Raw genomic sequence first — 12307 nt, 5'->3', positions numbered from 1 at the left:
CGGCGTGGATGCCGGGTACGGGGCGGTGGATCCGGGACGTCCCGGATGAGGACGGATCAGTTCTGCGAGCCCTTGAGCCGTTCGATGTGCTGGGACGCCTCCGCCTTGGTGAGATCCGCGGGCAGTTCCTCCCCGGCCTGCTTGGCGAGGGTGTCCAGGTAGGACTTCTGGGACGCGGTCATGGGCTCATCGCCGCTGACCCAGGTCGAGGGGTCCTTCTCGAGGGACGAGTCCTGAGCGTCACCGGTCGCACCGATGGTCTCGCCCTGGGGCGCGCCATTGGTCTCTCCCTGCGGAACGCCGTTGGCGGCCTGGTCGGGCAGGGCACCGTCCGGGGTGCCGTTCTCGAGCGGGGGCTGTCCGCCCTGGGGGTCCTGTGCGGGGGTTTCGGTCATGACTGCTCCTTCGCTGGGTCTCGCGCCGGATCACCGGATGTCGTGGTGTCGACGTTAGCCCCCGCTCCGCCTCCCCGCGAGGATGTTTCGCTCACGGCGCGCAAGGTCCCACCGCTCGTACCGATCCGCAGCGGGTGGTCACCGCACGATGCTGCGGTTGCTCCCGTCCTCGCGCCGCGTCCAGCCCTTGGCGTCCAGGTGTTCGAGCAGCGGTACGGCCACCCGGCGCGTGGTGCCCCACGCCTGCCGCGCCTGGCTCGTGGTGAAGGGCTGGGGCAGCCGCGCGAGCTCGCGCATCGCGAGCGCGGGCGCGGTGGGCAACAGGACGACATCGCCGGGTAACCGCAGCACCCGATCGAGCCGCTGCGCCGCCGCCAGTTCTCGGGGGCCGAGGCGCAACTCCTGCAGTTCGTACGCCTCCGGTGCCGCGAACGGATCCGCACGCAAGCGCTTCTCAAGCGCGGTGATCGCGGCCTCCGCGGCACCGAGTCCGCCGCCGCGACCGAGGACCGTGATGTATCCGTCCTGCTCCGTGAGCTGCGCCCGGGCCAAGAGCATGTCCAGGAGCCGTCCGACCGGTTCGCCGAGCGCTGTGCGGGCCGCGCCCCGGGGCAGTCCCGGGGCCAGGGGGTCGCGCTCGTGCGCGGCCTCGACCGCCGCTCGCAACTGCGTGGCCCACTCCGTGAGCCGGGGCACGTGGATCCACCATCCGTCCGCTACCACGACGTCGCCGGAGGGCGTCTCGTCCGCCGCGAACCCCAGCAGCCGCAACCGCTCGGTGCTCACCGCCCCGTACTTGACGGTTTCCGCCACGGGGTCGCCGTGGTCGGCGATGCCCGCGAGCCGAGCGGCCTCCCGGGCGGCCGCACCGCGCCGGTCCAAGGTGGGCGGGTCGACGTCGAGCACACGTGCACCCCCGACCGCGACCTGCGCCCCGGGACTGCGCAGCACGAGCCGGTCCCCCGGCACGAGGGTCATCTCGTGGTCCAGCTGCAATCGGGCGTGATTGGCATCGAGCGGTCGCAACCGAGCGCCCACGCCGGCGGTTCCCGCGTGCACCACGATCTCGGCGGGCAGTTCGTCGAACGGAGCACCCCGCTCACGGCGGACCTCGATGACGCCCGCGCTCGGCCACGCGTCCGGGGTCACGAGCACGTCCCCACGGTGGATCGCGTCCTTGCTCGTGCCCCGCAGGTTCACGGCCACGCGGTGGGTGGGTCCGATCCGCGCCACGGAATCATTCTGACTCTGGATCGAGCGCACGGTGACCTCTTGCTTTCCCGTTCGACCGCGCAGGGTCAACCGGTCACCCGTGTGCAGGGTCCCGGCGGTCAGGGTCCCGGTGATCACGGTCCCGGCACCGGAAATCGTGAAGGCCCGGTCGATCCACAACCGGATCCTGGCGTCCGGGTCCGGGCCGGGCACGCGGGAGAGCACCGCGTCCAGCGTGTCCCGGAACTCGTCGAGTCCGGTTCCCTCCCGCGCCGAGACGGCCACGGCGGGAGCGTCCGCGAGACCCGTGTGGGCGAGCTCCGCGCGCGCCCGCGCCACGACGTCGGCCACCCGCTCCGGAGCCCGATCCGCCTTGGTCACCACGATCATCCCGTGCTCGATCCCGAGAGCGGCGACCGCATCCCGGTGGTCGCGGGACTGGGCCTGCCAGCCCTCGTCCGCGGCCACCACGAAGCACACCACCGGAGCCGGGCCCACACCGGCAAGCATGTTGCCCAGGAACCGCTCGTGCCCGGGGACGTCCACGAACGCCACATGCCTCCCCGAGGGCAGCTCGGTCCACGCGAACCCGAGGTCGATCGTGAGCCCTCGTCGCTTCTCCTCGTCCCACCGATCCGGTTCGATCCCCGTGAGTGCTCGGACCAGGGTGGACTTGCCGTGGTCCACGTGACCGGCCGTGGCCACGACGTACATCAGCCCACCTCCGCGAGCGCCGCGCGCACGGCGGCGAGCAGGTCAGCGTCCCGCTCCTCGGGGACGCAGCGGGGGTCCACGAGGCACGCGCCGTCGTGCACGCGCGGCAGCACGGCCGGTGTGCCGAGGCGCAACGGGCGCGCGGCGGCCTCCGGGAGCCGCACGGCCCAGCCGGGCAGCGGGACACCGGGAGCACCGCCACCGCCCACGCGACCATCGTGCTCCACGACGCGGGCTCCCACCGCGGCGGCCAGGGCCTCCGCGCGCTCACGCACGCGCTGCGGGTCCGCGTGCAGGGCGCTCGCGACGGGGGTGGGACCGCCCCGCAGGGTGGCCTCGAGGGCGGCGAGGGTCAGTTTGTCCGCGCGCACGGCCCGGGCCAGCGGGAAGCGCGCAAGGCGGCGGATCGTCTCGGTGCGCCCGAGCAACAGACCCGCCTGGGGCCCGCCGAGCAGCTTGTCCCCGCTCGCGATCACGGCGTCCGCGCCGGCCTCGAGCGCTTCCGACAGACTCGGCTCGTGGGGCAGCGCGGGATCCGGCGTGAGCAGGCCGCTACCCACGTCCACCACGAGCGGCACCCCGTGCTCGTCCGCGAGCGCCCGCAGCTCCCCGAGCGGCACCGAAGACGTGAAGCCGTCCACCCGGAAGTTGCTGGGGTGGACCTTGAGGATACACCCGGTCTCCGGACCCATGGCGTCCCGGTAGTCGGCGTGGTGCGTGCGGTTGGTGGTCCCCACCTCGCGCAGCCGCGCACCCGTGGATTCCATGAGGTCGGACAAGCGGAACCCGGCACCGATCTCCACGAATTCGCCCCGGCTGATCAGGACCTCGCGCCCAGCGGCCAGCGCGGTCGTGGCGAGGACCAACGCCGCGGCACCGTTGTTGACGATCAGCGCATCTTCGGCGGCGGGGCACGCGTCGAGCAGTGCCTGCCGCGCGGCGACACCCCGGCCGGAGCGCTGCCCGGTGGTCAGGTCCAGTTCCACGTCCACGTAGCCGGAGGCGTCCTCCAGGGCCTGGCGGGCGGCATCGGAGAGCGGAGCGCGGCCCAGGTTGGTGTGCACCACCACGCCCGTGGCGTTGAGCACCGGGGTCAATGAAGACGCGCCGCGCGCCGAGAGCTCGGTGACGACGGCGCTCGCGACGTCCTCGGGCGCGATCTCCCCCGCGCGTGCCCGGGCCTGCGCGGCCGTGATCGCGACCCGCACCGCCGCGGCCCCCAGCCCGGCTCCCACGGACCCGATGCGAGGATCCGCGAGCAACCGGTCGGTGCGGGGGATGCGGCTGCGGGGATCCGCTGCACTCACGGCAACTCCTCGGGATCTGTGGCGGGCGAGTGCTCAAGAAGTGGCGGAGGCGGACGGGAATCGAACCCGCCAGACCGAGCTGCTCGGTCTCACCGGTTTTGAAGACCGGGGCGCCCACCAGGACACGTACGCCTCCGGGAGCGAATGTATCACCGCACTCGCACGCCCTCGGTCGTCATGACTCAGTAGCCTGTCCGTCCCCACTCCTAGACTGGACGCATGACTTCCGAAGCTGCCCACCCGTCCACGACCTCGCACCCGTCCGGGACCGGGATCGGCCGTCTCACGAGCTACGCCCACGGCGGTGGCTGCGCCTGCAAGATCCCGCCGGGCGAGCTTGAGGACGCCGTCAAGGGACTCACGGGCCAGAACTCCCCGGACGTCCTCGTGGGCCTGGACGACGGCGACGACGCCGCGGCCGTCCTCGTGCGCCCCGACCTCGCGGTGCTCTCGACCGCCGACTTCTTCACCCCCGTGGTGGACGACGCCCGCGACTGGGGCCGGATCGCCGCGGCGAACGCACTGTCCGACATCTACGCGATGGGCGGCGCCCCCGTGGTCGCGATCAACCTCGTGGGCTGGCCCCGTGAACTGCTGCCCATGAGCCTAATGTCCGAGGTGCTGCAGGGCGGCCTGGACGTGGCCGCGCTCGCGGGCTGCCCCGTGATCGGTGGGCACTCGATCGACTCCCCCGAACCCACGTACGGCATGGCGGTCACCGGTACCGCAGATCCCGAACGCCTCATGCGCAACGACGCCGCCCGGCCGGGTCTGCCCATCACCCTGACCAAGCCGATCGGGGTGGGACTACTCAATAACCGGCACAAGACCACGGGCGAGGTGTTCCCCGCCGCGATCGAGACCATGACCGCGCTCAATAAGGATGCGTCCCGCGCAGCCCTTGCGGCCGGGGTGCGTGCGGCCACGGACGTGACCGGTTTCGGTCTGCTGGGCCACCTGTACAAGATGTGCCGGGCCTCCGGGGTGGCCGCCACGCTCGACGCCTCCGCGGTTCCGCTCGTCGACGGCGCCGCGGACGCCCTGCGGGACGGTTTCGTCTCGGGTGGTACCCGCCGCAACCTGGACTGGGTGCGCCCGTTCCTGTCCGCGGGATCGGGAATCACGGAGGACCAGCTGCTCCTGCTCGCGGATGCCCAGACCTCGGGCGGACTGCTCGTGGTCGGGGAGGTCCCCGGCTATCCCGTGATTGGGGAGACCACCGAGGTTCCCGCCGACGGCGATGCGCTCATCACCGTGCGCTGAACGCGCCGCTCAACTCAACCCGTCGCGCGAACCGGTCGTCCGACCGGTTGCGGGACGGGTTGCGCGGTCGTCCCGAGCATGTGTTCGCACGTGAGCGGGACAGCCCTCCGCCTCGGAAGACTCAGCCGGCGGTCGTGATCGAATCGTCGGTGATCCCGGCGGCGCGGCGCTTCTCGAGCCGGTTGCGCTGCGGGATCACGGTGTACCGGGGGTCCTTCACGGATTCCTTGCCGGCCCAGAACACACCCCAGCGCGTGAGCGCGGAGGACGTCATGAGGGCGAGTCCCGAGGCCGCGGCGACCCAACGGCGTCGTCCGCCGAGCAGAGCGCCCACGCCACCGATGACCGAGAGTCGTTCGCTCCAGGTGAGCCACGCACCCGGCTTGCCCTGTTCGAGCGGTTCCACGGAGACGGGGTCCATCGCGCCCTTCATGACATGCATGGCCGCGAGCTCCCCCGCGACCCCGGCCACGGCGAAGAACCGTGCGGGGCCGGTCTCCGCCACGGGCGTGGTCACGAGCGCGAAGCCCCCGGATGCCAGGGACGCGGAGCTGACGAACACGAACGGCAGGTGCGCGTGCATCTCGTGCCACGTGGGCACTGCGGTGTCCCCAAGCAGCACGGCGGTGTAGGCCGCGAGCGGCGCTCCGAGAACGCCGGAGGCCACGCTCGTGGGCAGCTCGAGCGCGTGCAGCACCGGGCGCAGGGGGCCGAGCGGGAGGCGTTCATCCGTCATCCGGTCCACCTCGATCGCGGCGGCCACGCCCGCGTTGGTCGCGAAACCCGCGAGCAACCACGAACCCAGGCTCATGGGCGAGGTGGGCTTGACCGTGCGCATCATGTGCAGGAACCGCTCGGGGCGCCCGAGGTCCGCGATGAGCGCCACGGTCCCGAGGCTCGCCGCTCCCAGTGCGCCCAGGCGACCGTTGCGACGCAGTGCGGGCCGGCCCGTGAAGTAGCCGCCCAGGGACAGCAGCGCGGAACCACCCGCGAGACCGCCCAGGAACAGGTAGGACGCGATCTTGGAGTCCCACGGCGGGGCCTTGACGATCGGGCGGCCGTAGTAGGACCTGAACTCGGGCTCCGGCACCACGGGCACTTCGCGGGAACCGTCACCGCCACCGCGGCGGAAGGCTCCCCCGCCCGGGGTGCGGTTCTTGCGGCGTCGTTTGCCGCGCGGCTCCTGCGGCGGACGGTAGGCGTCGTACGGGGAAATGCTCATGAGCGATCACCCGCCGTGAACGCGACCGCGCCGAGCGCCAGCATGCCCACCATGGCCATGCCCGCGCGCTTGAACATGCGCGGCAGGTCCGCCGTGGGGACGCGGGGATCCGGCGGCAGGCCGTACACCTCGGGCTCGTCGAGCAGCAGGAAGATGGACCCGGTCCCGCCCACGCCGTCCTTGGGGTTGGCGCCGTAGAGCCGCGCCTCGGTCTTGCCCTGCTCGTGCAACTGGGCGACCCGCTTCTGGGCCGACTCGAGCATGGTCTCGCGCTCGCCGTACTTGATGGAGGTGGTGGGGCACGCCTGCGCGCACGCCGGGGTCTGGTCGTCCTTCATACGGTCGTAGCACAGCGTGCACTTCTGGGCGATCCCGTCCTGGGGGACCTTCACGGTGTCCGGCATGGGAGCCGCACCGCGCTGGTTCTTGGGCTCCACGAGGCCGTCGTCGCGGCGCTCAATCACGCCGAACGGACAGCCGGCCACGCACGTCCCGCATCCGTTACAGATGTCCTCCTGGACCACGACGGTGCCGTACTCGGTGCGGAACAGCGCGCCCGTGGGGCACACGTCCAGGCACCCGGCGTGGGTGCAGTGCTTGCACACGTCCGAAGACATGAGCCACCGGAAGTCGGGGGTGTCCAGGACGGGGGAACCGTCCTCGCCGGTGCCCGCGGCTGCGCCGCCCGCCCCACCGGAGGAGCAACCGCAACCGCCCGTGGATCCGCAGCCACTGGCCGCGGGCGCGGTGGTCGCCGAGGACGGGCCCGCGCACCCGGACCCAGCGGCGTTGTTCACCGGCGCGGCCGAACCGCACGCGCACCCACCGGACGACGGCGCGGGCGACGTCTCAGGGGGCCCCACCCGCGGCATCCCCAGGTTCACCAGGGCGCGGCCGGACTCACGGGCCTCCTCGATGCGGTCCTGAGTCTGCTCGATGAAGGCCACGTGGCGCCACGTGTCCGCGCCGAGCCCGCCCGTGTTGTCGTAGGAGGAACCCAGGATCTCGTAGTCCGAGTCCACCGGGTTGCGGTTCCACTCCTTGCACGCCACCTCGCAGGCCTTGCAGCCGATGCAGATGGAGGTGTCCGTGAAGAACCCGCGCCGGGGATGCGGGTGCTCCCAGTGGGTGTCGTCCTCGAAGGCCGAGGTGGGTGTCATCCGGTCCGTGCTCACTTGTCTTCTCCCTGGTCCGTCGTGGCGGTCCCCGCCGTGTAGGCCGTGGACCGTCCGGCGACGTCCCCGCTGTCGCGTGCTCGCAGCGGATCGTCGTTCAGCTCGCGCTCCGGATCCGTGATGCGCTCCATGCCGGTCATGATCGTGAGGCCCGCCCGCTGCTGGTACTCCAGCACCAGCTCGTTGCGCTGCGCACCGCGCGGCCGCCGCCCGGGGAGGATGTCACACGAACCCGTCTTGAAGTTCTGGATCTGCACGTTGGGGTCCAGCGTGATGCCCAGCAGGTCGTTCGCCCCGTCACCGGTGACCACCGCGTCCGTGCCCGCACCCCAGTGGTAGGGCAGGCCGATCTGGTGGATGGTTTTGCCCGCCACGGTCAGCGGGGTCATGCGGTCCGTGACCAGAACCCTGACCTCGATGGCCGAACGCGGTGAGACGATCGTGGCCCATCCGTACGGCTCCAGCCCCTTCAGCTCCGCGAGTTCTGGTGAGATCTCGCAGAACATTTCGGGCTGCAGCTCGGAGAGGTACGGCAGCCACCGGCTCATGCCGCCGGCCGTGTGGTGCTCCGTGAGCCGGTACGTGGTGAACATGAACGGGTACACGTCCGTGCCCGGCGCCTTGCCGCTGGATGCGGAGAGGTTGTCCTCCCGCGGGAACATGACGCGCGTTGGACTCTGTTGCTGCGTGTACAGCGGGTTGTCCACAGGCGATTCCTGCGGCTCGTAGTGCGTGGGCAGGGGCCCGTCCATCATGCCCTTGGGTGCGAAGAGCCAGGCCTTGCCGTCCGCCTGCATGATGAAGGGGTCGTCACCGGCGAGCGCATCGGGGCCGCCCTGCTGCGGGTCGGGATGGCTTCCGGGCTCCCGGTCCAGCGGGAAGTCCGGATTGTCCTTGCCCGTCCAGGTGTGGTTCTCCTCGTCCCACCACACGAGCTTCTTGCGTTCGCTCCAGGGCTTGCCCTGGGGGTCCGCGGAGGCACGGTTGTAGAGGATGCGACGGTTCGCGGGCCACGCCCACGCCCACTCGGAGGCGATCTCGTCCTGCACCTGCCCGGGCACGCGCATGGCGGCGCGGTTCACGCCGTCCGCGTAGATGCCCGTGTAGATCCAGCATCCGCCGGCAGTGCTGCCGTCGTCCTTCATCTGGTTGTAGGAGCTCAGGGGCTTGCCGGCGTCCGGGCCCGTGAGGAACCGGCCGTTGATCTCGGCCAGGACGGCCTCGGCGTCCGGCTCCCCCTCCTCCGTGAGCGGGTAGTCCCACGTGAGGTCCAGCAGCGGCCGATCCCGTGGGTCCGTGGAGTCAGCCACGCGTTCGCGGACCCGCTTGCCCAGCTCGAAGAAAAACTCCAGATCGCTCTGCGCGTCCCCCGGCGGGGTGACCGCCTGGTGGCGCCACTGCACCAGACGCTGGGTCTGGGTGAAGGAGCCGGACTTCTCCACGTGCGTGGCCGCGGGCATGAAGAAGACCTCGGTGTCGATGTCCTCGGTCTTCAGCTCTCCCGAGGCGATCTCCGGACCGTCCTTCCACCACGTGGCGGACTCGATCATGTTCAGGTCCCGCACCACGAGCCACTTGAGGTGGGACATTCCCATGCGCTGCAGCCGCCCGTTGGCCGAACCCACCGCGGGGTTCTGCCCCAGCAGGAAGTACCCCTCCACCTGGTCCTTGAGCATGGACATCAGCGTCTGGTACGTGCCATGGGCCCCGTTGATGCGCGGGATGTAGTCGTACGCGTAGTCGTTCTCGGCCGTGGCGGCGTCCCCCCACCACGACTTGAGCAGGTTGACGGCGTAGGACCGGGCGTTGGCCCAGTACCCCTTTTGGTTGGTGGTGCGGATCCCGTCCACGTAGTCGTCCAGGGTCTGCGCCGTCACGGACGGCATGGGCAGATATCCCGGCAGGAGGTTGAACAGCGTGGGGATGTCCGTGGAGCCCTGGATGGTCGCGTGCCCGCGCAAGGCCATGATGCCGCCACCGGGGCGTCCCATGTTGCCCAGCAGCAGCTGCAGGATGGACGCCGTGCGGATGAACTGGGCGCCCAGCGTATGCTGGGTCCAGCCCACCGCGTACGCGAAGCACGTGGTGCGGTCCCGACCGGAGTTCTCCGTGACGGAGCGTGCCAGGTACTCGAAGTCCGCCTCCGAGATGCCACACGCCTCCCGCACCATCTCCGGCGTGTACCGGGAGAAGTGGCGCTTGAGGATCTGGAACACGGTGCGCGGGTGCTGCAGGGTCTCGTCCCGCACTGAAGCGCCCCCGCCCACGGGTGCGCCGCCGCTGCCGAACTTGTCGCCACCGGCCTCGGCCCGCTGCTTGGCACCCTTGGCGTGCTCGTGCTCGACGCCGTGGTTGTCGACGCCGCGGCCCGCGGCGTCGTCGGACGCCTCTCCGCGGGAGTCCTGCCCCTCGGAGTCCTCGGTCTGGTAGGCCCACGACCCCAGGTGGTAGGAGCCGCTCTCCGGGTCGTAACCGGAGAACAACCCGTTCAGGTCCTCGGCGTCCTCGAAGTCCTCGCTGATCAAGGTGGAGGCGTTCGTGTAGGAGACCACGTACTCGTGGAACCAGAGGTTGTTGCTCAGCACGTAGTTGATCAGTGCACCCAGCAGCACGATGTCCGAGCCCGCGCGGATGGGCAGGTGCTTGTCCGACACGGCAGAGGTGCGCGTGAACCGCGGGTCCACGTGGATCACGCGGGCGCCGCGTGCCTTGGCCTCAGTGACCCACTGGAAGCCCACTGGGTGGCACTCGGCCATGTTGGAGCCCTGGATGACGATGCAGTCCGCGTTGGCCATGTCCTGCAGGGACTGGGTGGCGCCGCCGCGCCCGAAGGAGGTTCCCAGACTGGGAACCGTGGCGGAGTGTCAAATCCGAGCCTGGTTCTCGATCTGCACGGCCCCCGCAGCAGTGAACAGCTTCTTGATCAGGTAGTTCTCTTCGTTGTCCAGCGTGGCGCCGCCCAAGGACGCGATGCCCATGGTGCGGCGCAACGGCTGGCCCTGCTCGTCCGCGTCCTGCCAGCCTCGGCGCCGGGACTCGAGAAAACGGTCGGCGATCATGTCGATGGCCGTGTCGCGATCCAGGGGCTGCCACTCGGCGGCGCCGGGCGCGCGGTACAGCACTTGAGTTTGTCGACCCGGCGAGTTCACAAGCTGCTCACTGGCGGAGCCCTTGGGGCACAGACGACCGCGGGAGATGGGAGAGTCCGGGTCACCCTCGATCTGAATGACGCGCTCGTCCTTGACGTAGACCTTCTGTCCGCAGCCCACGGCGCAGTACGGGCAGATGCTCTGCACCACGCGGTCCGCCGTGGCGGTGCGCGGGGTGGTGTCACGGGTGCGTTGGGACTGCACTGCGGAACTGCGGCCGGTGTGATCTCCGGTCCGGAGTTGGCGGATGACCGGCCACTCGAGCGGGCTGAATCGGGACATATCGCAAGAATAGACCGTTTACCGCGCGCGTCCAGGTGTCAGGTGTGTCGCGACGGCGACGACCCGCGCGGCACTCACGGCGGCATCAGCCCGGCTCATGCCGGGATTCGGCCCGCACGGCGACGACCCGTGGCGGCTCGTGGGGCCGCCCGGCCGCCGCGGGCCGCCACGGGTCGTCGGTGGTCTGCGACGGCGTGTCGCGTCAGCGCTCGTCCATGGGGTCCACGGTCTGGTCCGCGCCGTCCCGCAACGAGCGGTTGACCTCGCGGTCGGCCTGCGGGTCCTGCACGAGGGCCTCGACCTCCGGATCCTGGGTCTCGGAGGTGGTATCGAGCTCGGGGATCGTCTCCTCCTGCGCCACCTGCTCCACGTCAGCTTCCTCGGGGTGGGTCAGGGGATCCTCGTCGGCACCCCATTGGGCGTCGTCCTCCTCCCACGCGGAGTCCTCGTCACCGGTGGTGCCGATCAGTTCGTCCTCGCGGAACGTGTCGTCCGAGGCCTCGGGGTTGTCGAGCGGGTTGGGGTCCGGGATGGGCTGCGTCATGGGTTACTCCTTGCCAGGTTCTCGACGAGCGCGCTGTCACGCGCACGGTCAGACTACGGTGCCGCGGCCCCGCGCCTCCACCGGACCCCCGGCCGCTTCACGCGCAGCGGACCGCTCCGTGGCGGCTCACACGAGCGGCCACGGGTAGCGCATGCCGGAGGGGTCCTCCGGGAGCCTGCCCAGCAGCGCGAGGGCACGGGCACGACGACGCAGGGCACGCGTCTCCTCGGTCGTCAGCAGCTCGGTCACCTCATGCAGTGCGCCGTTCTCGGCGAGCGCCTGAATGTCCGCCACGAGGTCCGGGGGCAAGGGGTCGCGCGCGAATTCCCAGATCACGGTGCGCAGTTTGAACGCCGCGGCGAAGCACAGGCCGTGGTCGATCCCCCAGACCCGCCCGTCCCAGCCGCGCAGGACGTGGCCGGATTTGCGGTCGGTGTTGTTGGTCAGCACGTCGAAGGCGGCCATGGCGCGCAGCACCGGGTGGGTGTCCGGGTGGTCCTCCACAATCGTGAAGTAGTGCTCCCGGGGGTCCGCGGCCACGAACAACTGCAGCGATCCCGTCCCGAACGGGGCGTCGTCCCGGATCACGGTGAGCGGGACGATTCCCCAGCCGAGCGCCTCGCTGAGCAGGTACGCGGCGCGCTCCCGGCGGTACAGACCCGGCGGGAAGTCGTGCAGGGGCCGCTCCCCGAGCTCGGGTTTGTAGATGGCCCAGCATGCCGTGTCCGAGTCCGGCGGACCGAACGACGTCGCTGCGGGAGCTGCGTTGTCGGGGTCGGGTGCCGCGACGGGTGAGTCGGCCGGAGCGGCGTCGTCGCCGATCGCGGGAACCGAGCAGGCCTCGGCGGCTTCAGGGTCGGGGACCTCGCCGACACGAGCGTCGCCGTCGGTGCCGGTGACCGATTGCGACGCCAGCGCGCGCACCTCCACGAGGAACGTCTCATTGCTGCTGCGCGCGAGCTGTCCGAGCAGCGTGATCCCCCCCGTGCGCAGCAGCCCGTCCGCTCGTTCGGCCCTCACGACGCCGCTCTCACGACGACGCCG

General features: G+C 70.9%; 9 protein-coding genes and 1 tRNA gene. 1 reads left to right on the top strand and 9 read right to left on the bottom strand.

The features are described from left to right. Window positions 1-56: 56 nt before the first annotated feature. From Q9R22_RS10875 to Q9R22_RS10860, 4 genes are all read right to left on the bottom strand, one after another. Window positions 57-257 (bottom strand): DUF3072 domain-containing protein, encoded by a 201-nt coding sequence (locus Q9R22_RS10875; RefSeq protein WP_231885531.1) that lies wholly within the window; start codon window positions 255-257, stop codon window positions 57-59. Window positions 258-533: 276 nt separating this feature from the next. After that, on the bottom strand, window positions 534-2321 hold the full coding sequence (gene selB / locus Q9R22_RS10870; protein WP_311254202.1) for a selenocysteine-specific translation elongation factor: 1788 nt from the start codon (window positions 2319-2321) through the stop codon (window positions 534-536). Continuing rightward, window positions 2321-3628 (bottom strand): L-seryl-tRNA(Sec) selenium transferase, encoded by a 1308-nt coding sequence (gene selA, locus Q9R22_RS10865; RefSeq protein WP_131332563.1) that lies wholly within the window; start codon window positions 3626-3628, stop codon window positions 2321-2323. The genes selB and selA overlap by 1 nt, the downstream gene beginning before the upstream one ends. A gap of 41 nt (window positions 3629-3669) precedes the next feature. After that, window positions 3670-3764, bottom strand: a tRNA-Sec gene (locus Q9R22_RS10860). An 83-nt stretch (window positions 3765-3847) separates the two neighbouring features. Here Q9R22_RS10860 and selD point away from each other — a divergent pair. Next, entirely contained in the window at window positions 3848-4891 is a 1044-nt protein-coding gene (gene selD, locus Q9R22_RS10855) for a selenide, water dikinase SelD (RefSeq protein WP_311254201.1), read from the top strand. Between the two features lie 121 nt (window positions 4892-5012). Here selD and nrfD read toward each other — a convergent pair whose 3' ends face one another. From nrfD to Q9R22_RS10830, 5 genes are all read right to left on the bottom strand, one after another. Then, on the bottom strand, window positions 5013-6113 hold the full coding sequence (nrfD, locus tag Q9R22_RS10850) for an NrfD/PsrC family molybdoenzyme membrane anchor subunit (protein ID WP_311254200.1): 1101 nt from the start codon (window positions 6111-6113) through the stop codon (window positions 5013-5015). Further along, the gene (locus Q9R22_RS10845; RefSeq protein WP_311254203.1) at window positions 6110-7273 is read right to left on the bottom strand and encodes a 4Fe-4S dicluster domain-containing protein; all 1164 of its coding nucleotides are present in this window, start codon (window positions 7271-7273) and stop codon (window positions 6110-6112) included. The genes nrfD and Q9R22_RS10845 overlap by 4 nt, the downstream gene beginning before the upstream one ends. 11 nt (window positions 7274-7284) lie before the next feature. After that, window positions 7285-10719, bottom strand: coding sequence for a formate dehydrogenase (gene fdh, locus Q9R22_RS10840; protein ID WP_311254199.1), 3435 nt, complete (start codon window positions 10717-10719; stop codon window positions 7285-7287). A 202-nt stretch (window positions 10720-10921) separates the two neighbouring features. After that, window positions 10922-11263, bottom strand: a complete 342-nt coding sequence (locus tag Q9R22_RS10835; RefSeq protein WP_035965408.1) for a hypothetical protein — start codon at window positions 11261-11263, stop codon at window positions 10922-10924. Between the two features lie 126 nt (window positions 11264-11389). After that, window positions 11390-12283 carry an SCO1664 family protein gene (locus Q9R22_RS10830; protein WP_242670620.1) on the bottom strand — a complete coding sequence of 298 codons (894 nt, stop codon included), beginning with the start codon at window positions 12281-12283 and terminating at the stop codon, window positions 11390-11392. Window positions 12284-12307 lie beyond the last annotated feature (24 nt).

It is taken from the genome of Kocuria sp. PD6 (assembly GCF_031844145.1).
GTDB lineage: Bacteria > Actinomycetota > Actinomycetes > Actinomycetales > Micrococcaceae > Kocuria > Kocuria marina.
The sequence above is the reverse complement of the archived record's forward strand: the minus strand, read 5'-3'. Positions and strand labels throughout refer to the sequence as shown.